The organism is Salinisphaera sp. (assembly GCF_035690525.1).
GTDB lineage: Bacteria > Pseudomonadota > Gammaproteobacteria > Nevskiales > Salinisphaeraceae > Salinisphaera.
This window is the reverse complement of the sequence record NZ_DASSKM010000110.1, coordinates 1-26,198: the sequence shown is the minus strand read 5'-3', so window position 1 is coordinate 26,198 and position 26,198 is coordinate 1. Positions and strand designations below refer to the sequence as shown.

Below are 26,198 nucleotides of genomic sequence, written 5' to 3'. Positions count from 1 at the left end.
TAATACCAACCGGTATAATTCGGCGACGAAATACGCAAAGCGTTGCGATTTCATGCCCGGGTTCAGCGCATGTCCGCGTACGGATCATGCAGATCCAGCGCTTGCGGCGTCCCCCGGTTGGCCAGGAAAGACGGCCGGGGCCGCGCGGCCGCGAACGGCTCTTCGAGCGCGTTGTGCACGCTGTTGTAGACGAAGAACAGATTCGAACGCGGCCACGGCGACATATTCGAGTTCGACGCATGCAGCGTGTTGCACTCGAACAGCAGCAATGAGCCCGTGCGCCCCTTGGGTGCGGTGATGCCGCCGCGGCTCACCAATTCCTGCAAGTTGTACTGACTCGGCACGCCGGCATTCTGCGCCTTGAGCGAACTCTTCCAGTTATCGTCCGGCGTGGCGCCCTGACACGGCACGAACTCGTGATGCGAGCCCGGAATAAGCATCAACGGCCCGTTGAACTCGTTGTTGTCGGTGAGCATGATCGAGGCGCTGATCGCCCGCATTCTCGGCATGCCGTCCTCGGCGTGCCAGGTCTCGAAATCCGAATGCCAATCGAAGCCGGCGCCCTGGAAACCGTACTTGTCGTTGATACGCGATTGATGGATGTAAACGTCGCTACCGAGCAATTGCTGAACCATGCCCAGAATGCGCGCGTCGCGCGTCAGTTCGTCGAAACGCGACGAGATATGGTGCATGTCGAATACCGAGCGCATCGCTCCCGATTTCGGATCGCGAATCACGCCGTCGGACTCGAGTAGCGCCTCGTCCCGGCTCATTTCGGTGAGTTCGTCGAGAAACGGCGCCATCCGATCCTGGGAAAAAAATCCTTCGAACCAAAGAAAACCGTCGCGCTCGAACGCCGACAGCGCCACTTCGTCGAGCGGCCCGTTCCAACGCATCGCCGGCCCGGCGTGCACGACCGGGTCGTGGCGTCGATGGCGCGCCTCGGGTTGATCGGTGCGGGTGATGTAATCGTCGTTTCGCATGATGGTCCTTCGATGGTTTGCGGTGCGGCGTGCTCAATACGGCACGCTGTCGACGTTCGATGGAAGATGGCGCGTGCCCGGCTCCGTCCGGCCGCACTCATCGTTGCGGGCGCTTTTGCTGCCCGTGCGGCCCATGAAAATATGCGCAATCGTTTCGCGGCCAGCGGCTTCGAGCCGCCGGATACAGCGCGTCCTTCTCGTGCCGATCGCGCCGTGTTGTGATCATGGCCGAGATTAGAAATCCGGCCGTCGGGCCTCAATACGTGACTTCACATAGCCGCTCTCGCCATATCCTGGCCATGCCACGGTCGTTCGCGGTTCCGACTCGATTCAGTCGAAACGGCTATGATCCGGGAACGCACCGGGGCGCACACCCGGCACCGCTTGCTCGAGGCCGGCCGTTGATGACAAACCACCCACAACCCAACCCGACCGCCCTGTATACGGCGGGGTCACGTCATGCGCTTGTTTTCGCTGCCATGCTCGTGGCCGCCGTCCTCTCCGGCTGCGCAACCCAGCGCGAGCCGCATGTCACCCGAACGCATATTCCGGCACCGGTATCTTCACCGGACGAAAACGAGAACGAGGACGGGAGCGAGGATACGACCGCGGAAAGTCATCCATCGATCTACGAACGCGGCAATGCCAGCTATTACGCCGCAAGTTTCAACGGCCAGACCACGGCCAGCGGCGAGCCCTACGACCCGCACGCGCTGACCGCCGCCCATCGCACCCTGCCGCTCGGCAGCCGCGTGCGCGTGGTCAATCTGGAGAACGACAAGCACGTAACTGTGCGAATCAACGATCGCGGCCCGTTCGTGGACGGCCGCGTGATCGATCTTTCCAAAGCGGCAGCAAAGAAGCTCGATATGCGCCACGACGGCGTCGTGCCGGTGACGCTGCAAATCGTTTCCAAGCCGAAGTGAGCCGGGCGCGCCGCTGCGCGGCCGATACGGCCGTGGTCGGTGCGGGTCATGCGCGGCAGACTGTCGCTCAATTTATGGTTTAGCATATGCGGTTGGCCCCGTGCCCGCCGGTTTCTGCCCACGGAGACGAACGCTGTGTCCATGCCCGAATTTTCCATCCGCCCGACGACGACGCCGGTCGCCCCGCATCTGCGCGACGAGATTCTGGCCGACCCGGGATTCGGCCAGTATTTCACCGACCACATGGCGCACGTGCGCTGGACCCGAGCCGAGGGCTGGCATTCGGCCGAGGTGCGGCCATACGGCCCGCTCACGATGGACCCGGCCTCGCCGGTGCTGCACTACGCGCAGGAGATCTTCGAAGGCTTGAAAGCGTATCGACATGCCGACGGTTCGGTGTGGGGCTTTCGCCCGACGCGCAACGCCGCGCGTTTTCGCCAGTCGGCGCGCCGTTTGGCGCTGCCCGAACTCGACGATCCGACCTTCGTCGGCTCGATCCGAGCGCTGGTTGAGCAAGATAGCGCCTGGGTGCCGACGCCGCGCGACGAGCGCGAGGAATGCAGCCTGTACATCCGGCCGTTCATGATCGCCAACGGCCGCTTTCTCGGCGTGAAGCCGGCCGCCGAGGTGGATTACTATGTGATCGCCTCGCCGGCGGCGTCTTATTTCAAGGGCGCGGGCAAGCCGGTTTCGATCTGGCTGTCCGCCCACTACAACCGCGCCGCGCCCGGCGGCACCGGCGCGGCCAAGTGCGGCGGCAATTATGCCGCCTCGCTGGTGGCGCAACAGGAAGCCATCGACAACGGCTGCGAACAGGTTGCCTTCCTGGACGCTGCGGAGAACAGGTGGGTCGAGGAACTGGGCGGCATGAACCTGTTCTTCGTCTACCGCGACGGGCGCCTGGTCACACCCGCGCTGTCCGGCAGCATTTTGGAGGGCGTGACGCGCGATTCCGTGCTCACGCTCGCCAAGGACATGGGTCTCGCGCCCGAACAGCGCGCGGTGAGCATCGACGAGTGGCGCGACGGCGTCAACAGCGGCGAGATCACCGAAATCTTCGCCTGCGGCACCGCGGCGGTGATCACCACGGTCGGCGCGCTGGTCACCGAAAACGACACCGTCGGCGATCCACAAGCCGGCAACGGCCAAATCGCGCAACAGCTACGCAAAGCTTTGCTCGATATTCAGTACGGCCGCGCCGAGGATAAGCACGGCTGGTTGACGCAGCTGATCTGAAAGCGCATTTATTAACCCGGCATGAAAATACTTTCATGCCGGGTTAATAGCGCGAGTACGCAAACGCGTGCTCGCCGCGGCCATCGGCCGCGAAGCACTTGAAAATCAAGGACGGACATGCGCCGGCCTTGATTTTCGGGTGCGTTGAAAACAGCTGATATTTCAGCTGTTTTGGTGCCGGGTTAATAGCAAGCGCCGCGGGCGCTATAATCTGCGGGGTCGATTGTCGGTTCGGTCGCCGAATCGAGATCGGCTTTGCGGAGCACTGCATGACGCCTGACGGGCGTCCGGCCGCGCGCAGCTTGATAGCGCTCGACTGGACCAATTTTCTGCTGGCCGACGTCCAGGGCGGAATTGCCCCGTTTCTATCGATCTACCTGCTGAGCTCGCTGAACTGGCAGCCGGGCATGATCGGGCTGGCGGTCTCCGTCGCCGGCGCCGCCACCCTGCTCGTGCAGACGCCGGCGGGCGCGTTGATCGACCGTGTCACCTGGAAACGGCATCTCATGGCGCTCGCCATGCTGTGCATCGCCGGCGCCAGCCTGGTCACGGCGGCTTTTCCGGGCGCCGCACCGATCATCGCCGCCCAAATCGTCATCGGCGCCGCCGGCGCTTTTCTCACGCCGATGATCGCCGCCCTTACGCTCGGCATCGTCGGCTACGCCGGGCTGTCGGCGCGCCAGGGGCGCAATCAGGTATTCAACCACATCGGCAACCTGTTCGCCGCCGTTTCCGCCGGGCTGGTCGCCTATTACATCGCGCGCATCGGCATTTTCTATATGGCGGCCGCGACCGCGCTGGTTTGTATTTGCGCCATCTACGGCATCCGCGAACGGGATATCGACCACCGCCGGGCGCGCGGTTTTCAGGCCGATTCGGGCGCCGGGGTCGATACGTCGCTGCGGGCGCTGATGCGCGATCGTCGCCTATTGGTCTATGCGGGCGCCGTGGTGCTGTTTCATTTCGCCAACGCGGCGATGCTGCCGTTGATTGGCCAGCATCTGGCGGCCGGCGCGGGGCACGGCGCGTCGCTCTACATGTCGGCCTGCATCATTGTCGCCCAGCTCGTGATGATCCCCATGGCGGCCTGGTCCGGCCGATTCGCCCAGAGCTGGGGCCGCCGGCCGATCTTTCTCATCGCGCTGGTCTGCCTGCCGGTTCGCGGCGTGCTGTTTGCGGTGGGATCGGATCCGTACTTTCTCGTGTCGGTGCAGATCCTGGACGGCATTGCGAACGGTATCTTCGGCGTGCTCAACATCCTGATCATCGCGGATCTGACCCGGGGCTCGGGCCGCTACAACGTCACCCAGGGCGTGATCGCCACCGCGATCGGCGCCGGCGCCGCGCTGAGCAACTTCGTCGCCGGCTGGGTGGTCGACGCCACCAGCTATGCCGGTGGATTTTTCTTTCTGGCCGCGGTCGCCATGATCGCCCTGGCGCTGTTCTATGTCGGCGTTCCCGAGACCGGCCGATACGAAGCGCGCCCCACCAGTTGAACCCGCATGGCCCGCGCTCGGGCGACTTACAGAAATACAACGATCACAAAACGTCCGCGGCACACGGCAATGCTCAATATGGCGCCTCCCAGGCACGATCGGGAGCACCGCCATGATCAACGCGAACCGCGAGACGTCGAGCCCATTATCCTCCAACGAGGCGGGCGCCGACAAACACCGGATCTATCCGGATGAGCACTCGATTCAGAACGCCGATGTGATGACACGGCTGCGCGCTCGCCGGATCACGCCGCGCCTGCTGTTGGCTTATGCCGCCGCGGCCGGTGTACTCCTGTTTGCCGCGCCCTGGGCGCCCACGTACGCGCTGGGCAGCGTTGTGGTCGGTCTCGGCCTGGTCCTGCGCATCTGGACCTTCGGCCACCTGCGCAAGAATCAGAACGTGATCACGACCGGACCCTATGCGCATACGCGCAATCCCGCCTATGTGGGTTCAGCTCTGGTCATGACCGGTTTGTTCATCGCCGCCGGCAACCCTTACAACAATCGCGGACTCGCGATCTGGATGACGGGAATCGCAGGCCTGTATGTCTTTTTCAAATACTACATGCCCCGCAAGTACCGTCGCGAGTACGGCAAGCTGCGCAAGTTGTTCGGGCCATCGGTGGCCGAACACGCCGCGCATGTACCGGATTTTTTTCCACGCCTGACACCCTGGCGCAGCGGCGACACCCAGCGCTTCTCTTGGGCTTGTGTACGCGCGAACCACGAACTCGTATGGCCCGTGGCCGGGATCATCGCGCTGATCATTGTCGGCCTCGGCTGATCGGCAACTCTTTTTTCGAACCCGCCACGCCGGATGTCATGAAGACGGCTTTCAACAAGGTCGCCACGATCACCCTATGGTTCTGGGTGCTCAAGATTCTGGCGACAACGCTGGGGGAGACCTCGGGCGACCTGTTGGCGATCACGCTCAATCTCGGCTATATCGCAGGCCTGGCCATCGCATCCAGTGTACTGGCCGTGCTGCTCGCAGCGCAGCTCGCATCGAGCCGATTCCGCCCGGCCCTGTACTGGGCCGCGATCGTCGGCACGACCACGGCCGGCACCGAGGTATCCGACCTGATGGACCGCACGCTGCACCTCGGTTATCTGCTGGGCGCGGCCATACTGGCGACGTGCTTGCTTAGCACGCTCGGCATCTGGCGGCTGGTCGAGGGCGAACTGCGGGTCTCCCCGATCGTCGCCCGGCGACGCGAACTGTTCTACTGGACCGCCATTCTATTCTCGAACAGCCTCGGCACGGCATTCGGCGATTTTCTGAGCGACAGCCTCGGCCTCGGGTATATCAGTGGCGCCGCGCTCACCGCCGCCATCATCGGCGTCGTGGTCGCGTTGCATTACACCACCCGTATCAACGGCGTCGCCCTATTCTGGGTGGCCTTCGTCTTCACGCGGCCGTTCGGCGCCACGTTCGGCGATTTCCTCACCAAACCGACGGCCTCCGGCGGGCTGCATTTCAGCACACTCACGGCATCGGCCGTCGCCGTCATGCTAATGGTCATCATCATCGCGGCGACCGGACGTGGCGACGCGCGCCGGGCCCAACGCCACTTACGCGCCAGGTCCTCCTAAAAGCTGTTGCCGTTTCATACAAGGCATGCTTCCGAGCGATCCACGTACCCCGATATCCGGGCGAAGGCGAGTCAGACGATGACGATACTCTCGCCGTCTGGCGCTGCACCAAACGCTACCCGCTGAAGTTCCTGAAGATCGGCTAGCACCAGCGTAGCCCCGACAATAAAAAAACCGCAGCGCCTTCCGGCGGTGCGGCTTTAAGTGCCTCTGAATAAAAGGCTTATTTGGTGGGCCGTGCTGGTCTCGAACCAGCGACCAATAGATTAAAAGTCTACTGCTCTACCAACTGAGCTAACGGCCCTTTACAGAGCGCGCATGATACCGGAAAACGCCGGGATTGCCACCCCAGGGAACCGGCCTACGGCATGTTCGGCTGGTAGCGCGTCGGGTCCGGCACGCCGGCGGCTTCGAAGCCGGCCCGGCGCAAACGGCAGGCATCGCAGACGCCACAGGCACGGGCGTCGTCGTCGGCTTGGTAGCAGGTGACGGTCCGACCGTAGTCGACGTCGAGCGCGGTCCCGCGTTGAATAATTTCGGCTTTAGTCTGGTGCATCAACGGCGTGCGGATGACGATCGGATGCCCTTCGATACCAACCTTGGTCGCCAGCGCCGCCATCCGCTCGAAAGCTTCGATGAATTCCGGCCGGCAGTCCGGATAACCGGAATAGTCGACGGCGTTGACGCCGATATAAATCGCTTCGGCGCCGAGCACTTCGGCCCAACCGAGCGCGACCGAGAGGAAGAGCGTATTGCGTGCCGGCACGTAGGTCGCGGGGATACCTTCGGTCGGAGTCTCAGGGACGTCGATGCGGTCATCGGTGAGCGCGGAACCGCCCATGCCGTCGAAATCGATGCGCACGATCTTGTGCTCGGCCACGCCCGCCGAGGTGGCGATACGCTGGGCGGCGCTCAGTTCCGCGGTGTGGCGCTGGCCGTAATCGAAGCTGAGCGCGTAGCAGCGGTAGCCGGCCGCGGCCGCTTCCGCCAGACAGGTCGTGGAGTCGAGACCGCCGGACAGCAATACGACGGCCGAAGGCTTGGCGGAAGCAGACATCGATTATTTCCAGGCTATTATCAAATATCTTTCGACCGCGCGGTATGAAACCGCGCGGTCGACCAAATGGGAGAGCTAACGCCTCTCCCCTTTGGAAACCCCATCGCCAAGGTGCCCGCGGCAAGCCGCGGGGTATTAGTGAATTGATTTGGCACTAAAAATCAATGGCCGGGGGCATCACCCCAAAGTTGCTTGTGCAGTTGCAGCTGAAAGCGTACCAACAGTCGGTCGGCGACAATCCAGTCCGCGAGGTCGCGGGCGGTGATCTGGCCGTGGCTTGGCGAGAACCAGACGATACAGCCGCTCGGCAGCGTGATTTCCGCCAGCCGCCGCTTGGACCACTCATAGTCTTCGCGCGAACAGATCACGAACTTGAGCTGGTCGTGGTCGGTCAGCACTTCGATGTTGTCCCAGCGGTTGCGCGCGGCCTCGCCCGAATCGGGCGTCTTGATGTCGACGACGCGGGACGCGCGCGCATCGATCGGACGAATATCCAGCGCGCCCGCGGTTTCTACCGACACCTCGTAGCCGGCGTCACAGAGCCGACACACGAGCGGCGCGACATTGGGCTGAGCCAGGGGCTCGCCGCCGGTCACGCAGACATCGCGCGCCGCGAACGCTTCGACGCGTGCGAGGATGGCGTCGAGCCGGGTCCATTCACCGCCGTGGAACGCATAGGCCGTGTCGCAGTAATGACAGCGCAGTGGGCAGCCGGTCAGGCGCACGAAGGTGCAGACCCGTCCCGCCGCCTTGGCCTCGCCCTGCAACGAGCAGAATATCTCGGTAACGCGCAGCGCGTCTTCGCGTTGGGCCCAGCGGCTTTTACGTACGCCGTCGTGGCGCAAACCGTCGGCCTTGACATCGAGCAGATCCGACACGGGCGGAGCCGACGTCAGCCGCTACCCAGCGACTGTAATTTTTGCCTCGCCAGGCCGGCGGAATCGCTGTTCGGATACTGATCGACCACGCGCTGCAGCGTCGATTTAGCGTTGTCGATCTGGCCCCGCGTCGCCTGAATCAAGCCGATCTTGTACAGCGAGGCCGGCACCTTGGGCGAGTTCTTGAACTTGTTGACAACGGCATCGAACGCCTCTTCGGCGTCGTTCGCCTGTTGCTGGACATAATAAGCCTCACCGAGCCAGTACCACGCATTGTCGGTGAGGCTCGTGTCCGGATACCGGGCAACAAATTGTTTGAACGCGCCGATCGCGGCGTCGTACTGGCCGTTCTTGAGCTTGTTGAAACCGTTCATGTAAGCGGACTGCGCGGCGGAATCGGGACCAATGGCGCCGCCGTAGCCCCCCGCCTGATTGGGGCTGGTGGCGGCGCCATTGGCACCGCCGCCGTTCTCGAGCCTACTCAGTCGCTTGTCGAGGTTTTGGTACAGATCGCGTTGGCCTTGCTCGTTCTGCCTGAGCTTGTACTGCAGCGTATCGACCTGACCGTTGAGCTCGCGCACCTGCTGCTGAAGCCGCTGAATCTGCTGATATAGCATGAACAGATTCGGGCCGTTGTTCTGGGCCAACCGCAATGGCGGACCGTCGCCGGTGCCGGCCATCGCCGGCTTGACCGCAAGCCCGGTCGCGCCGAGCGCGACCGTGGCTGCCAGCGTGGTGGTGATCAACGCGTTCTGCATGATCCGCCTCTAGCGATTAGTGGTTTGTGTAGATGAAATCCACGCGACGATTCTTGGCATAAGCCGCCTCGGTGTGACCGAGCTCGGCCGGGCGTTCTTCGCCGTAGGAGATCGTGGTGATCTGGCCGGCGTTCGCGCCCGAGAGCACAAGCGCCTGCTTGACCGAATCGGCACGCCGCTCGCCCAGTGCGACGTTGTATTCACGCGTGCCGCGTTCGTCGGTGTTGCCTTCCAAACGCAGATGCACGCCCCGATGATTGGCTAGATACTGCGCATGCGCCTGAATGGCTTGGGAGTACCGCGACGGAATCGAACTGCTGTCGAGCGGGAAATAGATGGTACGGGTCGACAGCGGGTTGCTCGGGTCGGTGAACATGTGACGATCGCCGGCTGGGACGCCTTCCAAACCGCGCACATCGATATTACGGCGGGAGCCCATGCCCGCGGCTTGGCCATTGCCGCCCTGCATGCCCGCTTGCGGCATGCTGCCGTTGCCGCGGATGTTCTTGTTGCCACCGCACGCGGTGACCGCAATCGCCGTGGCCAGCAGAACCATGACCAGCATCAGCCGGCGCGCGAATTGAAAATCGGTGTGACGCATTACTCGAACGCTCCTTGTTTTTTCTGTTTACCAACCGCCGGCCTCTTTCTGTGCGCCCGGCGTATTGACTCGTGGATCAGTAGCCCAGCGGCCCCCAGGCGGGTTCCCGGACTTCGCCGGCCTGAGAAAGGGTGGATTTGGCTTCACCGTCGATCGACACGGTTGCCAATGAATTGCTCCCGCCCTGCTTGGCGTAGAGGATGACCTGCCCGTTCGGTGCAAAGGCCGGACTGTCGTCCATCGGGCCGTCGCTCACGATACGGACATTATTGTTCGACAGGTCCATGATCGCAATGCGGAAGCCGTTGGCACTCTTCTGCACCATCGCCAGCGACTCGCCATCCGGCGAAAAGTCAGCCCGTCGATTGCTCTGGCCGTCGTAAGTCAGACGCTGGACTTGGCCACCCTGACTGCTCATTTCGTAAATCTGAGGCTGACCGCCGCGATCCGAAGTGAAGGCGATATGGCTGCCGTCGGGCGACCACGCGGCCGCGGTGTCGATCGAGCCGCTGTGGGTGAGCTGCCGCATTTGTCCGCTCGCCAGGTTGTAGACGAAGATGTTGCTGTCGCCATTGGTGGATTTGGTTAGCGCGATCCGGTTACCGTCGGGCGAAAAAGCCGGCGCGCCGTTGACGCCCGGGCCCGAGACGATTGTGCGCACGTTGCCCGTGGCCAGATCCTGCACCCGGATACTGCTGATGCCCTTGTAGACGTTGAAGGCGACATACGCGAGCTTGCTGCCGTCGGGCGACCAGGACGGCGACATGATCGGGTCCTGCGAGGAATAGACCGTTGCCGGGTGGCTGCCGTCGTACTCGGACACCACGAGCCGGAATTTCCGGTTCTCCAGCGAATTACCGGTGACCGTCACGTATGCGATACGAGACAGGAAATAGCCTTTCTTGCCGATGAAACGCTGATAGATCAGGTTGGCGACCATATGGCCGGCTTGGCGTAGCTGATTTGGGCCCGCGTTGAGTTGATAGCTCGCCACCGGCCGGCCTTGGGCCACGTCGAGCAGATTGAACGTAATCTTGTAGCCGCCCTGGCCATTGGGCGTGGCCGAGCCAACGACCAGATTGCTTACATTCTGGGTCCGCCAGTTGTTGTAGTTGACCCGCTCGGGCGAGCTCGGCCGGGCCAGCATATTGCTGCGCGGAAAGACCTCGAACAGACCGGTGGACGCCAAATCCCGGCTGGCGATTTGGGCTACGTCGACCGGCAACTGCCCTTGGCTGGAGCCGAACGGGGAGATCGCGATCGGAATCGCGCTGTTCGAGCTCTGGGTGATGTTCACCTGCAAGGCGGCCTGAGCCGGCGATACCGCGAGGGTCATCAGGCATAGGGCCGCGAAGCCGACGGCGAACGAGCGAAGATTGTTGTACATCATTGGTCCGGCTTGAAGATGAATTCAATTTCCGATTGAAACAGATTGTCCGACGGCGGCGTAGGCAGCGGATCGGATTTGCGAATCGCCTGTACGACCGAGCGGTCGACCGCCGGGCTACCGCAGGACCCAAGCAACTGCACGTTGGTGATCTGGCCGCCGGGCAACTGCGTGACTTTGACCTTACAGGAAATATTAGCGACGCCGGGTGGGCGAATCCAGTTACCCTCGACCTTATCCTTGATAGCCTGAACATAGCGCGCCAACGCCTGTTGATTGACCGCATTCTGACGACCGGCGGCTTCCTTGGCCAGCATCTTGTTTAGAGCGGACTTCGCTGCTGCTTCTCGTGCTTTCTTCGCCGCGGCCGCCTTCTTCGCCGCTTCTTCGGCTGCTTTTCTCTTGGCTTCGGCCTTCCTTTTCGCCTCGGCCTCGGCGCGCGCCTTTTGCTCCGCGGCCTTCTTTTTGGCCTCGGCTTCTTGTCTGGCTTTCTCCTCGGCGGCTTTCTGTCTTGCCTTCTCCGCCGCTTCCCGCTTCGCCTTCTCCTCGGCGGCCTTCTTGGCCGCGGCCTCTTTCTGTGCCTTCTCCCGAGCCGCTTTCTGTTCGGCTTCCTTTTGCGCCTTCTCTCGCGCGGCCTTTTGCTCGGCTTCCTTCCGCGCCTTCTCTTGCGCCGCTTTCTTCTGCGCCGCCTGCTTCGCAGCCTGCTTCGCAGCCTGTTCCTGTGCGGCCTTCTTCTCCGCCTTTTGCTTAGCTTTCTTTCGGGCTGCGGCAGCCGCTGCGGCCTTTTCGGCCTGCGCTTTTTGTTCGGCCTTCTTCTCAGCCTGCCGGTCCGGTTTTTGTTCCGGCTTCGGCTTGGGTTGCGGCGCCTCCTGCTGATCGGCCGGCGGATTCGACCGCTCCGGCTGATCGGCGGTGTTCACCACGGAGGCCTCGACGATCGAAAGGCCCCGGTCGCCTTTCGAGGCCGAGCTATGGACGAACTGGATACCGAATATCAGGAATGCAGCTAGCAGCGCATGCAACACGACGGCAAAAAGCACCGCGCGCCAGTGTTCCCCTATCTTGCCAAGCAGATCGAACACCTAACCGCCGCCGCCATCGGATTTGGATTGGGATTTATCGACGTTATCCGTGATCAGTCCGACATGTTCGGCGCCGGCCTGCTGCAACAGCACCATGCCGCGCACGACATTGCCATACGCGCTGGCGCCGTCGCCGCGCACGGCCACCGGTGCATCCGGGCGCTCGTTGAGCACTTTGGAAACCGTCTGTTCGATCTGATCCGGCGACATCGGCTGGTCCGGCGACGGGCCAACATTGAGCGACATATCGCCATTGGCGGTCACGGTGAGCACGATCGGGTGATCGTCCTTCATGTCCAGCACCTTGGCCGGCGCCTGGGGCAGGTTGACCTCGACCCCGGAGGTCAGCAACGGCGCGGTTATCATGAAGATGATCAACAGTACCAGCATCACGTCGATATACGGAACGACGTTGATCTCGGCGGTCAGACGGCGTTTTTTACGCGATCTCATGATCGATGAAACCTCGGCTATGCCCGGGCGTTATAGTTCGGGCGCGGTGCGCACCGGCTCGGTTTTTTCCGGCTTCTTCGCGGCGCGCTCGCGCGCGATCGGGTTGGCGGCGTTTACCCCGCGCTCCACGATACCCGCCATTTCTTCCATGAACGTGTCGAAGCGGTTCTCGATGAACTCGAGCCGATTGCTGAAGAAGTTATAGGCCACCACGGCCGGAATGGCGGCGAACAGGCCCATGGCCGTCGCGACCAGCGCCTCGGCGATACCCGGCGCGACCATCGCCAAGCTGGCCTGTTGCACATTGCCCAGCCCGATGAATGCGCTCATGATGCCCCAGACCGTGCCGAACAGGCCGACATAGGGGCTGATCGAGCCGACCGTGGCCAAAAACGCGAGCCCGGACTCCAGGCGCTCCATTTCGCGTGACAGCGCGACCCGCATCGCCCGCTGTACCGAAGGCACGATCTCGGCGCTGATCGCATCGCCCTGATTGCGCTGGCGCTTCAATTCCTCGTAGCCGGCCTTGAACAGCGCCGGCATGCCCTCGGGGTGATCGTCGTGACGATGGACTTCTTCGTAGATGTCCTTGACGTTACCACCCGACCAGAAACGGTCCTCGAACCACTCCATCTCGGCGACCGTGCTCTTCATCAGCCGCCGCTTGGCGAAAATGACGACCCAAGAAGCGATGGAAGCGAGCAGCAGAATCACCAGCACGGCTTTCACCAGCGCGCTCGCCTGCATGATGAGACTGACAAGGCTCATGTCGGTCGCGACGTTCATCTGAACTCCTTCGAAAGCGCTTCGGGCAACCGGCACGGCCGGAAGTCGGCGACTTTTACACACGCCACCGTGAATTGCCCCTGAATTAAGGATCTGCCGTCACGCGTGATCTCCTGTTCGAAGACAACGCGTACCGGCGTGCGTTCCGCGATGGCGGCGGTGACCGCCAGCCGGTCGTCCAGACGCGCCGGACGACGAAAATGAATCGACAAGTCGGCCAGCGTGAACGCCACGCCGTGACGCTCGGCCATTTCACGATGCCCCAGTCCCCGCGAGTCGAGCCACTCGGTCCGGGCGCGCTCGAAATAACGGAGATAGTTGGCATGATAGACCACGCCCGTGGCATCCGTGTCCTCGTAGTAGACGCGGATATCGATGGCGAACGCGGCGGCCTCAGCCATCGAAGTCGAACAGGTCCTGCCCGGCCTGAGAGCCGGTTTCGGGTACCGGCAGCCCATAGTGACGATAGGTCGCCGCGGTGGCCAGCCGGCCGCGCGGCGTGCGCATCATGAAACCCTGCTGGATGAGATAGGGCTCGATCACGTCTTCGATGGTCTCGCGGGCCTCGCCGATCGCGGCGGCCAGACTTTCCACGCCGACCGGGCCACCCTCGAACTTCTCGATCAGCGCGCTCAACAGCTTGCGGTCCATGACATCGAAACCGTTGTCGTCCACGCGCAGCAGGTTCATGGCATCGGCGGCGGCCGGCCCATCGATCCGGCCGTTGCCGCGCACCTCGGCATAGTCGCGCACGCGGCGCAGCAACCGGTTGGCCACCCGCGGTGTGCCACGCGCGCGCCGCGCGATCTCGTTGGCCCCGGCGGGCTCGATCGCGATGTCCAAAATGCCGGCCGAGCGGGTCACGATAAAGGCGAGATCGGCCTGCGAATAGAATTCCAGACGCTGCACGATGCCGAAGCGGTCGCGCAGCGGCGATGTCAACGCGCCGGCGCGGGTGGTCGCGCCAACCAGTGTGAACGGCGACAGATCGAGTTTGATCGAGCGGGCCGCCGGCCCTTCGCCGATCACGATATCGATCTGGTAGTCCTCGAGCGCCGGATAGAGCACTTCCTCGACCACCGGCGACAGGCGGTGAATCTCGTCGATAAACAGCACGTCGTTGCGTTCGAGATTGGTGAGAAGCGCGGCCAGATCGCCCGGGCGCTCCAGCACCGGCCCCGAAGTCTGGCGAAAGCCGACACCCATTTCGTTGGCGATGACGTGGGCGAGCGTGGTTTTACCAAGCCCCGGCGGGCCGAAGATCAGCACGTGATCCAGCGCCTCGGCGCGCGCTCTGGCCGCCGAGACGAAGATGTCCAGCTGTTCACTGACCTCAGGCTGGCCGATGTATTCGGCCAGTCCGGTCGGCCGCAGGGCGCGATCGAAGCGGCTGTCTTCCGGGCGCTCGGCGGAGCCGATCAGCCGCTGTTCGTTATCGTCGAACTCGGGCTGCATGTCAGCGCACCGCCCGCTTGAGCGCTTCGCGGATCAGCGCTTCGCTATCCAGCGATTCGGTATCGATCCCGCGCAGCAGCCGATCGGCTTCGGCCGGCTTATAGCCGAGCGCGATCAGCGCGTGCCGCGCATCGGCGCGCGCTCCGCTGCCGTCCGGTTCAAGGCCGGCCTGCGCCGGCGCGCCATTCAGGCCCGGGGCGATATCAGTGCCGGACAGCTTGTCGCGCATTTCGACCAGCAGGCGGGCCGCCGTCTTCTTGCCGACCCCGGGCAGGCCGGTCAGCCGCGCGGCATCGTCGGCCTCGATCGTGGCCACGAAGTCGGCCACGCTCATGCCGGACAGCACGGTCAGAGCGAGCTTGGCGCCGACGCCCGATACTTTGATCAACTCGCGGAACAACCTGCGCTCGGCGTCTTCGGCGAAACCGTAGAGCAGAATCGCGTCTTCACGCACCACCATCTGGGTCAGCAGCGTGACTTCGCCGGCCTGTTGCGACAAGGCGAAAAACGTCGACATCGGCGCATCGACTTCATAGCCGACGCCGCCGACATCGATTACGAGCCGAGGCGGCTGCTTCTCGACGATTCGCCCGCGCAGACGCCCGATCATGCGCTGCCCGCTCTTGCCGCCCGCATGCGGCTGCCGGTATGCGCGTGGTGTGCGTGACACAGCGCCACGGCCGCCGCGTCGGCGGCGTCGGCCTGTAGCGGACCGGTCGCGCCGAGCAGCATCGCGATCATGTGCTGAATCTGTTTTTTGTCCGCATGCCCGCGTCCAACGATAGCCTGCTTGATCTGGGTCGGCGTGTATTCGGCCACCGGTAGGCCGGCCGATGCACCGGCACAAATCGCCGCGCCGCGCGCCTGGCCGAGCTTGAGCGCGCTGGCGCCGTTGCGGGCAACGAATACGTTCTCGATCGCCATTTGATCCGGGCCGTATTCGCGAATCACTTCGGACAGCCGGTCGAAGATCAAACCGAGCCGGGTCGGAAAGTCCGTCCGCGGTAGACGGATGCAGTCGATCATGCGGGCGCGTGGCGAGGCCCCGCCGTCGATCACCGCATAACCGGTGATCGTCGATCCGGGGTCGATGCCGATGATTCTCGGCGTCGCGGCGGGCGGGGCAGCGGCCATGCGCTACGCCACCGCGTCCGACAGCGAAGCCACGTCGAATTCGACGTTGGTGTAGACATTCTGAACGTCGTCGATGTCTTCCAGCGCATCGATCAGTTTCAGGCAGGTCTGGGCCGCTTCACCGGTCAGCTCGACCGTGGTCGACGGGCGCATGGTGACATCGGCCTCCGCCGGCACGATACCGGCGGCTTCGACCGCCTTGCGCACCTGAGTGTAGTCGTCCGGGGCGGTCAGCACTTCGAACGCGCCGTCCTCGTATTCCACGAGATCCTCGGCGCCGGCTTCCAGCGCCGGGCCCAGCACGTCCTCGTCGCTGATATCGGGCGAGAATGTCAGCACCCCCTTACGATCGAACAAATAGGCGACCGAGCCGTCGGCGCCCATGTTGCCGCCGTTACGGCTAAAGGCGTAACGGATTTCGGAAACGGTGCGATTGCGGTTGTCGGTCAGGCAATCGACCATGATCGCCGCGCCTTGCGGACCGTAACCTTCGTAGCGTACTTCTTCGTAGTTGTCGCTGCCGGATTCACCGGCGCCGCGCTTGGCCGCACGCTCGATATTGTCCTTGGGCATGTTGGCGGCCAGCGCCTTGTCCCAGACCAGCCGCAGCCGCGGGTTGTCGTTGGGGTCGGACCCGCCCATACGAGCCGCCACGGTGATTTCCCGAATCAGCCGCGTGAATATCTTGGCGCGCTTCTTGTCCTGGGCCTTTTTTCGATGCTGGATGTTCGCCCATTTGCTGTGCCCTGCCATAAACGCCTCGTCTGAATACGCTCGGCGAGCATTTTAACAGGCAGAGCGCGAGCGCAGCGCCCTCGATCGCACATCTGCAATCCGATTTGGATGCCGAGCCCGGCCGCCCGGACACTTGGGCGGTCGGCTCGCTTGATCCACTACTTTTTTTTCTTGCGCGGCGGCGGGAAATGAATGGGCCGGCCGTCCACCGCGAGCGCGGCTTCGTGCACCGTTTCGCCGAGCGTCGGGTGGCCGTGGATGATGCGCGCGATATCCTCGCTGGAAGCTTTGTACTCCATCGCCACGACCATCTCCTGCACCAGTTCGGAAACATACGGCCCGATCATGTGCACGCCGAGAATTTCGTCGGTTTTGGCATCGGCGATCATCTTTATGAAGCCGCCCTGCTGCGCCAGCGCCTTGGCACGACCGTTGGCGGCGAACGGGATCTGGCCCACGCGGTAGTCGATGCCGGCGGATTTCACCTGAGCCTCGCTCTTGCCGACCCAGGCCAGCTCCGGCTGGGTATAGACCACCGACGGAATCACATCGTAGTTCACGTGCGGTTTTTGGCCGGCGAGAATCTCGGCGACGGCGGCACCCTCTTCCATGCCCTTGTGCGCCAGCAAGGGATTGCCGACCACATCGCCGACCGCGTACACACCCGGCAAGCTGGTACGGAACGAGTCGTCGGTATCGACGAAACCCTTGTCGTCGAGTTCGACGCGGGCGCCCTTGGCGCACAGGTTGGCCGTATTCGGACGCCGACCGACCGCGACGATCAGGCGATCGTAGGTCTCGCTCTTGGACTCGTCGCCCTGCGTGTATTCCACCCGCACCGATTTCTTGTTGCTCTTGGCCGATGTGACACGGGCGCCGAGCTGAATATCCAGCCCCTGCTTTTTGAATGTCTTGAGCGCTTCCTTGGCGACGTCGCGATCAGCGATCGGCATGAATTCCTCGACCGCTTCCAGCAACGTAACCTCCGCGCCAAGACGCGACCACACGCTACCGAGCTCCACGCCGATATAACCGGCGCCGATTACACCGATCTTGTTCGGCACCTCGTCGAATTCCAGCGCGCCCCAGGAGTCGACGATCCGTTCGCCGTCGAACGGCGCGATGTCGAGCTCGACCGGAACCGAACCCGACGCGATGACGATATGCTCGGCGGTGACGGTCTGCTCGTCGCCCTCGTGGCTGGTGTATTTCACTTCGCCGGAATCCACCACCTGGCCGTTGCCGGCCATGGATTCCACGCCGTTGGCCTTGAACAGACCGGCGATGCCGCCGGTGAGTTCGTTGACCACGCCGGCCTTGCGCTTTTGCATCTGCGCGATATCCATCTCGACATCGCCGAGCTTGAGACCGTGGGCGGCGAATTCGTGCTGCGCGCGGTGGTAGAGCTCGCTGGATTCCAGCAGCGCCTTGGACGGGATGCAACCGGCATTGAGACAGGTGCCGCCAAGTGACGGCTTGTCGTCGAGGTTGAGCCACTGGTCGATGCAGACAACCTTCATGCCGAGCTGCGCGGCACGGATCGCGGCCACGTAACCGGCCGGCCCCGCGCCGATCACCACGACATCGTATTGCTTGCTCATGCTTGTCCTTGATTGATTTCTTGAAAGAGGCGCGATCGCGTCAGACCTGGAGCAACAGCCGGGCCGGGTCCTCGAGCAGTTCCTTGATCGTGCGCAGGAACAGCACCGCATCGCGGCCGTCGATCAGGCGATGGTCATAGGATACGGCCAGCATCATCATGGGCCGGATCACGATTTCGCCGTCCCGCACCACCGGCTTGTCGTTGGTGGCGTGCATGCCCAGGATCGCCGCCTGCGGCGGGTTGATGATCGGCGTCGACAGCAGCGAACCGAACACGCCGCCGTTGGTGATCGTGAACGTGCCGCCGGTCATCTCGTCCATCGTGACCTTGCCTTCCTGCGCGCGCTTGCCGAAGTCGCGGATCTTGGACTCGACCTGAGCATACGACTGCTGATCGGCATCGCGCAGCACCGGCACCAGCAGGCCGCGCGGCGAGGAGACGGCCACGCCGATGTCGTAAAAGCCGTGGTAGACGATGTCGCCCTGGTCGATCGAGGCGTTGACGATCGGGTAGCGCTTGAGCGCTTCGACCGCCGCCTTGACGAAGAACGACATAAAGCCGAGACGGACATCGTGGTCCTTCTCGAACTTCTCTTTGTACTGGGCGCGCAGGTCCATCACCGCCTTCATGTCCACCTCGTTGAAGGTGGTCAGCATGGCGGTGTTCTGCGAGGCGTCGAGCAGGCGCTCGGCGATCCGCTGCCGGATCCGGGTCATCGGCACGCGCTGCTCGACGCGCTCCGGCGATACTTCGCCCAGCGCCTGGCGGTCGGCCTGCTCGGTGGCCGGCGCCTCGGCGGCGGCGGTATCGCGGCTGCTGCTTGCCTGGGTTTGGCCGCGGCCCGAGGATTTATTATCGCTACTCTTTCGGTCGATGGCCTGCTGCACGTCGGCCTTGGTGATACGGCCGTCCTTGCCGGTACCCTGCACATCGCGCGCGGCGATGTCGTGCTCGTCCATGAGCTTGCCGGCGGCCGGGCTGGCCACGGTATCGTCGCCGCCGGATTCCCCGCCATCGTCGTCCGATTCGTCGTTGTCCGAGTCGTCGTCCGATGGGGTATCGCCGGCGGCGGATTCGCTCTTGCCCGCAGGCTCTTCATCGTCGGAGTCGTCGTCGCTCCCGGAATCGCCGGCTTCGCCTTCTTCGATGACCGCCAGCACGTCGCCGGCCTGAACCGTATCGCCGGCTTCGACCTTGATTTCGGCAAGTCTGCCGGCGGCCACGGCTGGCACTTCGAGAACCACCTTGTCGGTCTCGAGATCCAGCAGGTTCTCGTCACGCTCGACCGCGTCGCCCTGCTTTTTCTGCCATTCGCCAACCGTGGCTTCACTGACCGATTCCGGCAGCTCCGGCACTTTGACTTCTGTCGCCATTACTTTTCCTGATTCGTCGTCTGTCTATGAGTATAGATCCGCATTATTTCTTGTTGCGGACACCGGATTTCTTGCCGCGCGGATCGGCCCTGACCGTGCCTTTCTCGATCAGCGGTTCGCCGCCGGCCAAGGCCGCGTCGACCACCGCTTCCTGCTGTTGCACGTGCAGCTTGTGATAACCGACAGCGGTGGTGGCCGCGCCCGGGCGGGTCGCGTACAGAAGCTCGTGGTGGTTTTCCAGCGGTACTTGCAGGCGATGCTTGATCTGATACCAGGCGCCCTGGTTCTCGGGCTCTTCCTGACACCAGACGATCTGATCGGCGTTCGGATATCGCGCCAGCGCGGCGGCGTAGTCTTGGGCCGGGAACGGATACAACTGCTCGATGCGCACCAGCGCGATATCGTCCAGTTCACGCTCATTGCGTTCCTGAACCAGGTCGTAATAAACCTTGCCGCTACAGAAGACCACCCGCTTGACTTGGTCCGCGTCCAGATCGGCCGGGTCGTCGATCACGAAATGGAAATGGCCGTCCGACAGATCCTCGAGCGTCGAGGTCGACAGACGGTGACGCAACAGGCTTTTCGGCGTCAGCACCACCAGCGGCATGCGCAGATTGCGGACCATCTGTTGGCGCAGTAGATGGAACCACTGCGCCGGCGTGGACGGCACGCAAACCAGCATATGGCGTTCCGCGCACAGCTGCAGGAAACGTTCGAGCCGCGCCGAGGAATGCTCCGGGCCCTGGCCTTCATAGCCGTGCGGCAGGAATAGGGTCAGGCCGCACATCCGGCCCCACTTGGCATGGCCGCTGGCGATGAACTGATCGATGATCACCTGGGCGCCGTTGACGAAATCGCCGAACTGGGCTTCCCAGATGGTCAGCGTCTGCGGGTCGGCCGACGCGTAGCCGTACTCGAAACCGAGTACGCCGGCTTCGGAAAGCAGGGTGTCGTTGACCTCGAAGAAGGTGCCGTCGCGCGAGCATTCGTTCAGCGGCACGAAGACATCGCCGTCTTTTTGATTGTAGAGCTTGGCGTGGCGATGAAAGAACGTGCCGCGGCCGGAATCCTGGCCGGTCAGCCGCACGTTGAAGCCGTCATCCAGCAGGCTGGCATAAGCCATATGCTCGGCAAAGCCCCAATCGATACGCGACGCGCCCGCGGCCATCTTCTGGCGATCGCCGACGATCCGCTGGACGCGCTTGTGCAGATCGAAGCCGTCCGGAAGATGGTCGTAAAGCGACGAAGAAAGCCGTTGCAAGGTTTCGATCGGCACCGAGGTATCGACGATGTGCGACCACTTGTCGAGCCGGAACCTGTCCCAGTCGACGGTGTGTTCGTTGCCGACCATGCCGAGTGTGGTACGGCTGATGTTCTTGCCCGCGTCGAGCCCGTCGCGATAGCTGTCGAACAGTTCCTGGGCATGCTCGCCGTCGATCAGGCCGATGTCCTGAAGATGTTTGGCATACAGCGCGCGCGTGGTCTGCATGCTCTTGACCTTCTGGTACATCAACGGCTGCGTCACGGCCGGCTCGTCGGCTTCGTTATGGCCCTGCCGGCGATAACAGATCATGTCGACGATGACGTCCCGGCCGAACGTCTCGCGGTAATCCATGGCCATGCGCATGACGAACACCACGGCCTCGGGATCGTCGCCGTTGACGTGGAATACCGGCGCTTCGAGCATCTTGGCGATATCGGTGCAGTACTGCGAGGTGCGCGACATCTCGCCTTGCTTGCCGGTGATCGGATCCTGCATCGTGAAACCGAGCTGGTTGTTCACGATCAGATGCACGGTGCCGCCGGTGGCGTAGCCTTTGGCCTGCGACAGCTGCAGCGTCTCCATGACGATACCCTGCCCGGCGAACGAGGCGTCGCCGTGAATCAGCACCGGCAGCACGGTTTCGCCCGCCGTATCGTGGCGGCGGATCTGACGCGCCTTGACCGACCCCTGGACCACCGGATTCACGGCCTCGAGATGCGACGGATTGAAGGCGAGCACCAAATGCACGCGCTCATCCTCGATCTCGATGTCGGTGGAAAAGCCGAGGTGATATTTCACGTCGCCGGACATGTCCAGTTCGTCGACGTCGTACTTGCCCTCGAACTCGGCGAACAGTTCGCTCGGCGCCTTGCCCAGGATGTTCACCAAGACGTTCAGACGGCCGCGGTGGGCCATGCCGAGCACGATCTCGTCGACATGGTGCCGCACGGCGGAGCGCACCAGTTCGTCTAGCGCCGGAATCACGCTGTCCGCGCCTTCCAGCGAGAAACGCTTCTGGCCGACGTATTTGGTATGCAGGTAACGCTCGATGCCCTCGGCCGCGGTGAGCTGACGCAGGATCTCGAGTTTCTCGTCGTCCTTTAAGCCGGGATGCTCGACACCGGCCTCCAAACGGCGCTGAATCCAGCGCTTTTGCTCGGTCTCGGTAATATACATGTACTCGGTGCCGATCGTGCCCGTGTACACGTGCTTGCAGACATCGATGATGTCCCGCAGCTTCATTTCGTCGTCGTGGGCGTAGAGCGAACCGGTGTTGAACACCTTGTCCATATCCGCTTCGCCGAGGCCGTGATAGGCCGGATCGAGATCGGACAGTGCCGGCGGCTGGTAAAGACCCAGCGGATCGAGATTGGCGACCCGGTGCCCGCGGCTGCGATAGTGATTGATCAGCTGCAGCACGCCGGCCTGCTTTTGCGCCGCGCGCGAAGACAAGCCGGACTTCGCCGAGGCGCCCTGCCCGGCCGAGGCCTGCATGTTCACGAACGAATCGCGAATCGGGCCGTGGGCGATATCGCTGCCATGGCCGTCGCCGTTGAGGCTTTTGAAGTATTCGCGCCAACTCGGCTCGACTGACTCCGGATCGCGGAGATACTGCTCGTAATAGGCTTCGACGTAGGAGGCGTTACCGCCGAACAACGGGGAGGTGCTGATGAACTCGTCGTTCAAGTCGCTTTTCATAGAACTGGTCTGTCGCCGTTTGGGGTACCGGATACACCCCGTGTCGTTTGCCGGCGCTCTATTGCCATCATCCGGTCCGCGCCGGGCACTCATAATAACAAATTGCCGGGCCCCGGGCCGGCGCGAAGGCCGGCATGCCGGGGCCAAGCGAACCCAACGAACCTAACTTGCCTGTTTGGCGTCGGATTCTTCTTCCCAACCGGCCGTCAACTCCTTGAGATACTCTCGGAACTCGTCACCGATCTCGTCGTGTTTCAGCCCCATCTCGACGTTGGCCTTCAAATAGCCGAACTTGCTGCCACAGTCGTAGCGGGTGCCTTCGAATTCGTAGGCCAGCACCGTCTGCTCGCCCATCAACGCCTCGATCGCGTCGGTGAGCTGGATCTCGCCGCCGGCGCCCGGCTTGGTCTTGTCGATCAGCCGGAAAATGCGCGGCGTCAAGATATACCGACCGACCACCGCCAAGTTCGAGGGCGCCTCTTCGGTTTTGGGCTTCTCGACGATACCGCGGATCTCGGACAGTCCCGGGCCGATCGGTTCGGCCTCGACGATGCCGTACTTATGGGTGTCTTCCCATGGCACGCGCTGCACCGCCAGCACGCTGGTGCCGTACTCCTGGTACACGCGGTGCATCTGCGCCATGCACGGCTGGAAAGAGCCGGCGATCAGATCGTCGGCCAGAATCACCGCGAAGTCCTGGTCGCCCACCGCCGGAACCGAACAACGGATCGCATCTCCGAGGCCCAGTTGTTCCGGCTGGCGAATGTATACACAGCTGATCCCGGACGGCAGCACATCGTGTACCGCGGCCAGCAGTTCTTCCTTACCCTTGGCTTCCAGCGCGGCCTCGAGTTCGTAGTCGCGATCGAAGTGGTCCATGATCGAATTCTTGGCGTGGCTGGTGATAAACACCATTTCCTCGGCGCCGGCCGCGATCGCTTCCTTGACCGCGTACTGCACCAACGGCTTGTCCACGACCGGTAGCATTTCCTTGGCGCTGGCCTTGGTCGCCGGCAAAAACCGTGTGCCGAGCCCGGCCACCGGGAATACCGCTTTACGAATTCGCATAATGACTATCCTTTTCCAAGCTGGTCTGAGTCATTCGTCGCCGCGTCCGGCCGGCCATCGACGGCCCGGCTTCGGTCGCTGCCACCGTTTGAGATGTAGCGCACCTCGCCGGTCAGGTGATGGGTATCGCCGGCGCGGCTGGTCAGGGCAAAGTGCAAGCCGTTGTCGCCGCCCGCCTCCTTGAACAACACCGTGCTCGGCAGAAACACCGGTTTCTTGAACGCCACGGACAGCGAGTAAGCCTCCCGAGCCACGTGCGGCTGGAGTGCGGCCGCCGCGCGTGCCTTCACCCACATGCCGGTGGCGATGGCCCTCGGGAAACCGAACAGCCGCGCACTCCACGGGCTCAGATGAATCGGGTTATAGTCCCCGGCCGCCGCGGCATAGCGCCGGCCGATATCAGCCGGCACCTGCCAGGTCGCCTCTTCGTCCGGCGTAAAGCCCAACTCGGGCGGCTGCTTACTCTGACCGGACGCGCCGCCGGAGCCGCCGCTTTTGCCCCGCGACAGCATCACGCCGGTCTCTTCCCAGATCGTGTCGCCGGCAGCGTCCTTGACCTGGGTCGTCAGATCGAACTCCACGCCCTTGGCCACATCCCGATGCCCGCCGACGGACACGATCAGATCGAGCGGCTCGTCGACACGAATCGCGCGATGCTGGGTTATGTGGTTGCGGACATGAATCAGCCCGAGCAGCTTCAGCGGAAAGCGCTTGTGCGTCAGCACGGCCATATGCATGGGAAACGCCAGCGCATGCGGATAGGTCAGCGGCAACGTCTCGGCGCGGGGGAAACCGCAGACCTTGCGGTATCGCGCCAGATTCTCCGCCCTGACCTCCAGGTCGTTCAGCCGAGCGACGATAGCGGGAATGGTATCGCCCTTCGCCAGACCGGAACCGAAATTCGCGACCGCCCGAAAATAAGACGGCGCCAGCGCCGGCAGCTGCTCGAAATCGAGCCTGATCTCTCCTGACATCGGTTATCGTCTTTGGACGGTCTTTGGACGATTCAAGCTCGAAGTGTAACGCGTTGGATGCCCAATACAATGATGGATAACCCGCGACCGTTCAGCTTCGATTCGGACGGGCGGTCGCGATATCGCGATTCCGACCGAGGACGGATGCAAAACAAGCACATGCGACCCAGCCCGGAAAGAAACAGCCAACACGCTAATCTCCGGGCCGCGCGCAAACAAAAACTGCCGATTTGTCGACTCCCGTATCGGCGCGCACTGGCCTGCGATTGCTATGCTCCGAACGAATCCCCATACTCGATCTAGCGGTTGATGCAGCGGGACAAGACGATGCACTTCACGATCACGGCCTTTTGGGATAGCGAAGCCGGCGTATGGGTCGCCAGTAATGATGACCTAGGTATAGCGACTTCGGCGGAAACCGTCGAAGCACTTAGAAAGAAAATCCGGGTAATGGTCCCCGAGGCCATCGAGCTTAATGGCCTTACGCCCGAGAACGATTCTGTTCCCTACGACTTGCTTGTACGAGACAGCCAGCGCACGCCTATCGATGCGTAATGGCTAAATCCTTTTACGCCCGACCTGAAAAGGATTCTCAGGGATAACGGCTGTGCATTCGTGCGCCAAGGAAAGGGCGGTCATGAATGGTGGTAAAGCCCAATTACCGGGAAGCGCTTCGTTGTCGACGGCGCTATACCGTCCCGGCATACCGCGAATGCTGTGCTGAAACAGGCGGGGCTCGAAAAAGCGTTCTAAAGCCCGCTACTCGGCCCACAACCATATCACCCGTGCAGCCGACGCTCCGCCGTCGTGGTTTGCGTCACAGCCTGGCCGAACATCGCCGTTTCATGGTGCCCGGGGCCGGACTCGAACCGGCACGGAGCGTTGCTCCAAGGGATTTTAAGTCCCATGCGTCTACCTATTTCGCCACCCGGGCACGGCGGGAGATTCTAGCAGGGAACGGCCACTGTTTTATCCATTGCCTGATTGAATGCCGGCATGGTTCGCTATGCGGCTTCCGCGCGCATTGGCGTTGACGTGACGCACGATCGAGACCACGCGTTCCGCGCGCTCGGAACCAAATACGCCGTCCAGACCCTCGTAATGCACACCGGTGAATGGCGGCTCGTATAGCCGCTCCGGGTCAATGACGCCATTGTGGGCCAGGTTCTCGATGAGCATGTCGATAAAACGAATCTGGCGGCTGTTCAGCTTTCCGCTGCCGATAAAGTCGGCGAATGCGGCCTCCGCCGCCGCGTGGTCCAGGCCGACCAACGAGCGGATGAAAACTGTGAGCGGCGGGTCTTCGCCGAACGCGCCGGTGAAACGTTCGCGGCTTTCGACGGCGTCGGCGCCGAACACGAATTGCTCCAACTCGGCCAGATCGCTGGCGGTCAGCGGCCGGTTGCGCTTGAGCTTGGCGATGGCGACGTGGTCTTCGTTCGCGCGGATGAAGGCTTCGACCTTCTTGCGGTACTGCGCCAGATTGATGCCGGTCTGGAATTCGTCGAGGCTGACATCGACGCCTTCCCCGATTTCGTCATCGAGCGCGGAATACACCGGCTTGAAGGCTTTTTTCTCGATGAACCGGATGAGTCCGCGCAGGCGGCGGCGCACGTTCTCGATCATCGCCAATGTGATATCCGCCCAGAACTCGCCGG

Annotated in this window: 26 protein-coding genes, 2 tRNA genes and 1 pseudogene; 7 read left to right on the top strand and 22 right to left on the bottom strand. The window is 62.9% G+C overall.

Annotation, left to right across the window (positions count from 1 at the left end):
* Window positions 1–62 precede the first annotated feature (62 nt).
* Window positions 63–983 carry an ectoine hydroxylase gene (gene thpD, locus VFJ08_RS08325; protein WP_324996729.1) on the bottom strand — a complete coding sequence of 307 codons (921 nt, stop codon included), beginning with the start codon at window positions 981–983 and terminating at the stop codon, window positions 63–65.
* 404 nt (window positions 984–1,387) lie between these two features.
* On the opposite strand from thpD, the gene VFJ08_RS08320 reads away from it, so the two are divergent.
* The 5 genes from VFJ08_RS08320 (at window position 1,388) to VFJ08_RS08300 (ending at window position 6,234) form a co-directional block, all read left to right on the top strand.
* Window positions 1,388–1,909 carry a septal ring lytic transglycosylase RlpA family protein gene (locus VFJ08_RS08320; protein ID WP_324996728.1) on the top strand — a complete coding sequence of 174 codons (522 nt, stop codon included), beginning with the start codon at window positions 1,388–1,390 and terminating at the stop codon, window positions 1,907–1,909.
* A 141-nt stretch (window positions 1,910–2,050) separates the two neighbouring features.
* On the top strand, window positions 2,051–3,145 hold the full coding sequence (locus tag VFJ08_RS08315) for a branched-chain amino acid aminotransferase (RefSeq protein WP_324996760.1): 1,095 nt from the start codon (window positions 2,051–2,053) through the stop codon (window positions 3,143–3,145).
* Between the two features lie 269 nt (window positions 3,146–3,414).
* Window positions 3,415–4,641 carry an MFS transporter gene (locus VFJ08_RS08310; protein WP_324996727.1) on the top strand — a complete coding sequence of 409 codons (1,227 nt, stop codon included), beginning with the start codon at window positions 3,415–3,417 and terminating at the stop codon, window positions 4,639–4,641.
* A gap of 112 nt (window positions 4,642–4,753) precedes the next feature.
* Window positions 4,754–5,425, top strand: coding sequence for an isoprenylcysteine carboxylmethyltransferase family protein (locus VFJ08_RS08305; RefSeq protein WP_324996726.1), 672 nt, complete (start codon window positions 4,754–4,756; stop codon window positions 5,423–5,425).
* A 38-nt stretch (window positions 5,426–5,463) separates the two neighbouring features.
* Window positions 5,464–6,234, top strand: coding sequence for a hypothetical protein (locus tag VFJ08_RS08300; protein WP_324996725.1), 771 nt, complete (start codon window positions 5,464–5,466; stop codon window positions 6,232–6,234).
* A 228-nt stretch (window positions 6,235–6,462) separates the two neighbouring features.
* Here the strand turns inward: VFJ08_RS08300 and VFJ08_RS08295 are convergent.
* The 19 genes from VFJ08_RS08295 to VFJ08_RS08205 all read right to left on the bottom strand — a co-directional run bounded on the left by VFJ08_RS08295 (window position 6,463) and on the right by VFJ08_RS08205 (window position 24,540).
* A tRNA-Lys gene (locus VFJ08_RS08295) sits at window positions 6,463–6,538 on the bottom strand.
* A gap of 57 nt (window positions 6,539–6,595) precedes the next feature.
* The gene (gene queC / locus VFJ08_RS08290; RefSeq protein ID WP_324996724.1) at window positions 6,596–7,291 is read right to left on the bottom strand and encodes a 7-cyano-7-deazaguanine synthase QueC; all 696 of its coding nucleotides are present in this window, start codon (window positions 7,289–7,291) and stop codon (window positions 6,596–6,598) included.
* A gap of 161 nt (window positions 7,292–7,452) precedes the next feature.
* On the bottom strand, window positions 7,453–8,085 hold the full coding sequence (queE, locus tag VFJ08_RS08285) for a 7-carboxy-7-deazaguanine synthase QueE (RefSeq protein ID WP_349256974.1): 633 nt from the start codon (window positions 8,083–8,085) through the stop codon (window positions 7,453–7,455).
* A gap of 98 nt (window positions 8,086–8,183) precedes the next feature.
* Complete coding sequence (gene ybgF, locus VFJ08_RS08280; protein ID WP_324996723.1) at window positions 8,184–8,927, bottom strand: tol-pal system protein YbgF; 744 nt, start codon at window positions 8,925–8,927, stop codon at window positions 8,184–8,186.
* A gap of 16 nt (window positions 8,928–8,943) precedes the next feature.
* Window positions 8,944–9,528, bottom strand: coding sequence for a peptidoglycan-associated lipoprotein Pal (gene pal, locus VFJ08_RS08275; protein WP_324996722.1), 585 nt, complete (start codon window positions 9,526–9,528; stop codon window positions 8,944–8,946).
* Window positions 9,529–9,604: 76 nt separating this feature from the next.
* Window positions 9,605–10,915, bottom strand: coding sequence for a Tol-Pal system beta propeller repeat protein TolB (tolB, locus tag VFJ08_RS08270; protein ID WP_324996721.1), 1,311 nt, complete (start codon window positions 10,913–10,915; stop codon window positions 9,605–9,607).
* Window positions 10,915–11,997: a cell envelope integrity protein TolA gene (gene tolA / locus VFJ08_RS08265; protein ID WP_324996720.1), complete on the bottom strand. Its 1,083-nt coding sequence runs from the start codon at window positions 11,995–11,997 to the stop codon at window positions 10,915–10,917. Before tolA ends, tolB begins: the two co-directional genes overlap by 1 nt.
* Window positions 11,998–12,450: a protein TolR gene (gene tolR / locus VFJ08_RS08260; RefSeq protein ID WP_324996719.1), complete on the bottom strand. Its 453-nt coding sequence runs from the start codon at window positions 12,448–12,450 to the stop codon at window positions 11,998–12,000. It lies immediately after the preceding gene.
* A gap of 30 nt (window positions 12,451–12,480) precedes the next feature.
* Window positions 12,481–13,236: a protein TolQ gene (tolQ, locus tag VFJ08_RS08255; RefSeq protein ID WP_324996718.1), complete on the bottom strand. Its 756-nt coding sequence runs from the start codon at window positions 13,234–13,236 to the stop codon at window positions 12,481–12,483.
* The gene (gene ybgC, locus VFJ08_RS08250) at window positions 13,233–13,637 is read right to left on the bottom strand and encodes a tol-pal system-associated acyl-CoA thioesterase (protein ID WP_324996717.1); all 405 of its coding nucleotides are present in this window, start codon (window positions 13,635–13,637) and stop codon (window positions 13,233–13,235) included. Before ybgC ends, tolQ begins: the two co-directional genes overlap by 4 nt.
* Window positions 13,630–14,691 carry a Holliday junction branch migration DNA helicase RuvB gene (gene ruvB / locus VFJ08_RS08245; RefSeq protein ID WP_324996716.1) on the bottom strand — a complete coding sequence of 354 codons (1,062 nt, stop codon included), beginning with the start codon at window positions 14,689–14,691 and terminating at the stop codon, window positions 13,630–13,632. Before ruvB ends, ybgC begins: the two co-directional genes overlap by 8 nt.
* Window position 14,692: 1 nt before the next feature.
* Window positions 14,693–15,301 (bottom strand): Holliday junction branch migration protein RuvA, encoded by a 609-nt coding sequence (ruvA, locus tag VFJ08_RS08240; protein ID WP_324996715.1) that lies wholly within the window; start codon window positions 15,299–15,301, stop codon window positions 14,693–14,695.
* A complete protein-coding gene (gene ruvC / locus VFJ08_RS08235) occupies window positions 15,298–15,825 on the bottom strand; it encodes a crossover junction endodeoxyribonuclease RuvC (protein ID WP_324996714.1) in 528 nt (175 codons plus the stop codon). Before ruvC ends, ruvA begins: the two co-directional genes overlap by 4 nt.
* A 3-nt stretch (window positions 15,826–15,828) precedes the next feature.
* Window positions 15,829–16,578, bottom strand: coding sequence for a YebC/PmpR family DNA-binding transcriptional regulator (locus VFJ08_RS08230; RefSeq protein ID WP_324996713.1), 750 nt, complete (start codon window positions 16,576–16,578; stop codon window positions 15,829–15,831).
* A gap of 140 nt (window positions 16,579–16,718) precedes the next feature.
* A complete protein-coding gene (gene lpdA, locus VFJ08_RS08225) occupies window positions 16,719–18,161 on the bottom strand; it encodes a dihydrolipoyl dehydrogenase (RefSeq protein ID WP_324996712.1) in 1,443 nt (480 codons plus the stop codon).
* A 40-nt stretch (window positions 18,162–18,201) separates the two neighbouring features.
* Entirely contained in the window at window positions 18,202–19,536 is a 1,335-nt protein-coding gene (gene odhB / locus VFJ08_RS08220) for a 2-oxoglutarate dehydrogenase complex dihydrolipoyllysine-residue succinyltransferase (protein WP_324996711.1), read from the bottom strand.
* Between the two features lie 43 nt (window positions 19,537–19,579).
* Complete coding sequence (locus VFJ08_RS08215; protein ID WP_324996710.1) at window positions 19,580–22,498, bottom strand: 2-oxoglutarate dehydrogenase E1 component; 2,919 nt, start codon at window positions 22,496–22,498, stop codon at window positions 19,580–19,582.
* A 162-nt stretch (window positions 22,499–22,660) separates the two neighbouring features.
* Window positions 22,661–23,566, bottom strand: coding sequence for a UTP--glucose-1-phosphate uridylyltransferase GalU (gene galU / locus VFJ08_RS08210; RefSeq protein ID WP_324996709.1), 906 nt, complete (start codon window positions 23,564–23,566; stop codon window positions 22,661–22,663).
* Between the two features lie 5 nt (window positions 23,567–23,571).
* Window positions 23,572–24,540: a MaoC family dehydratase gene (locus tag VFJ08_RS08205; protein ID WP_324996708.1), complete on the bottom strand. Its 969-nt coding sequence runs from the start codon at window positions 24,538–24,540 to the stop codon at window positions 23,572–23,574.
* Window positions 24,541–24,867: 327 nt separating this feature from the next.
* Here VFJ08_RS08205 and VFJ08_RS08200 point away from each other — a divergent pair, with 327 nt between their 5' ends.
* Entirely contained in the window at window positions 24,868–25,095 is a 228-nt protein-coding gene (locus VFJ08_RS08200; RefSeq protein WP_324996707.1) for a DUF1902 domain-containing protein, read from the top strand.
* A 24-nt stretch (window positions 25,096–25,119) separates the two neighbouring features.
* Window positions 25,120–25,293 (top strand): annotated as a pseudogene (locus tag VFJ08_RS15755) (type II toxin-antitoxin system HicA family toxin).
* Between the two features lie 93 nt (window positions 25,294–25,386).
* Here VFJ08_RS15755 and VFJ08_RS08195 read toward each other — a convergent pair.
* Window positions 25,387–25,474: transfer RNA gene (locus VFJ08_RS08195), tRNA-Leu, on the bottom strand.
* 35 nt (window positions 25,475–25,509) lie between these two features.
* A partial coding sequence (locus tag VFJ08_RS08190; RefSeq protein WP_324996706.1) for a type I restriction-modification enzyme R subunit C-terminal domain-containing protein occupies window positions 25,510–26,198 on the bottom strand: 689 nt, incomplete at its 5' end.

Excerpts from the sequence above, each read along its gene's own strand:
- thpD (WP_324996729.1), bottom strand. The coding sequence starts at position 983 with ATGCGAAACGACGATTACATCACCCGCACCGATCAACCCGAGGCGCGC.
- VFJ08_RS08320 (WP_324996728.1), top strand. The coding sequence starts at position 1,388 with ATGACAAACCACCCACAACCCAACCCGACCGCCCTGTATACGGCGGGG.
- VFJ08_RS08315 (WP_324996760.1), top strand. The coding sequence starts at position 2,051 with ATGCCCGAATTTTCCATCCGCCCGACGACGACGCCGGTCGCCCCGCAT.
- VFJ08_RS08310 (WP_324996727.1), top strand. The coding sequence starts at position 3,415 with ATGACGCCTGACGGGCGTCCGGCCGCGCGCAGCTTGATAGCGCTCGAC.
- VFJ08_RS08305 (WP_324996726.1), top strand. The coding sequence starts at position 4,754 with ATGATCAACGCGAACCGCGAGACGTCGAGCCCATTATCCTCCAACGAG.
- VFJ08_RS08300 (WP_324996725.1), top strand. The coding sequence starts at position 5,464 with ATGAAGACGGCTTTCAACAAGGTCGCCACGATCACCCTATGGTTCTGG.
- queC (WP_324996724.1), bottom strand. The coding sequence starts at position 7,291 with ATGTCTGCTTCCGCCAAGCCTTCGGCCGTCGTATTGCTGTCCGGCGGT.
- ybgF (WP_324996723.1), bottom strand. The coding sequence starts at position 8,927 with ATGCAGAACGCGTTGATCACCACCACGCTGGCAGCCACGGTCGCGCTC.
- pal (WP_324996722.1), bottom strand. The coding sequence starts at position 9,528 with ATGCGTCACACCGATTTTCAATTCGCGCGCCGGCTGATGCTGGTCATG.
- tolB (WP_324996721.1), bottom strand. The coding sequence starts at position 10,915 with ATGTACAACAATCTTCGCTCGTTCGCCGTCGGCTTCGCGGCCCTATGC.
- tolR (WP_324996719.1), bottom strand. The coding sequence starts at position 12,450 with ATGAGATCGCGTAAAAAACGCCGTCTGACCGCCGAGATCAACGTCGTT.
- tolQ (WP_324996718.1), bottom strand. The coding sequence starts at position 13,236 with ATGAACGTCGCGACCGACATGAGCCTTGTCAGTCTCATCATGCAGGCG.
- ybgC (WP_324996717.1), bottom strand. The coding sequence starts at position 13,637 with ATGGCTGAGGCCGCCGCGTTCGCCATCGATATCCGCGTCTACTACGAG.
- ruvB (WP_324996716.1), bottom strand. The coding sequence starts at position 14,691 with ATGCAGCCCGAGTTCGACGATAACGAACAGCGGCTGATCGGCTCCGCC.
- ruvA (WP_324996715.1), bottom strand. The coding sequence starts at position 15,301 with ATGATCGGGCGTCTGCGCGGGCGAATCGTCGAGAAGCAGCCGCCTCGG.
- ruvC (WP_324996714.1), bottom strand. The coding sequence starts at position 15,825 with ATGGCCGCTGCCCCGCCCGCCGCGACGCCGAGAATCATCGGCATCGAC.
- VFJ08_RS08230 (WP_324996713.1), bottom strand. The coding sequence starts at position 16,578 with ATGGCAGGGCACAGCAAATGGGCGAACATCCAGCATCGAAAAAAGGCC.
- lpdA (WP_324996712.1), bottom strand. The coding sequence starts at position 18,161 with ATGAGCAAGCAATACGATGTCGTGGTGATCGGCGCGGGGCCGGCCGGT.
- odhB (WP_324996711.1), bottom strand. The coding sequence starts at position 19,536 with ATGGCGACAGAAGTCAAAGTGCCGGAGCTGCCGGAATCGGTCAGTGAA.
- VFJ08_RS08215 (WP_324996710.1), bottom strand. The coding sequence starts at position 22,498 with ATGAAAAGCGACTTGAACGACGAGTTCATCAGCACCTCCCCGTTGTTC.
- galU (WP_324996709.1), bottom strand. The coding sequence starts at position 23,566 with ATGCGAATTCGTAAAGCGGTATTCCCGGTGGCCGGGCTCGGCACACGG.
- VFJ08_RS08205 (WP_324996708.1), bottom strand. The coding sequence starts at position 24,540 with ATGTCAGGAGAGATCAGGCTCGATTTCGAGCAGCTGCCGGCGCTGGCG.
- VFJ08_RS08200 (WP_324996707.1), top strand. The coding sequence starts at position 24,868 with ATGCACTTCACGATCACGGCCTTTTGGGATAGCGAAGCCGGCGTATGG.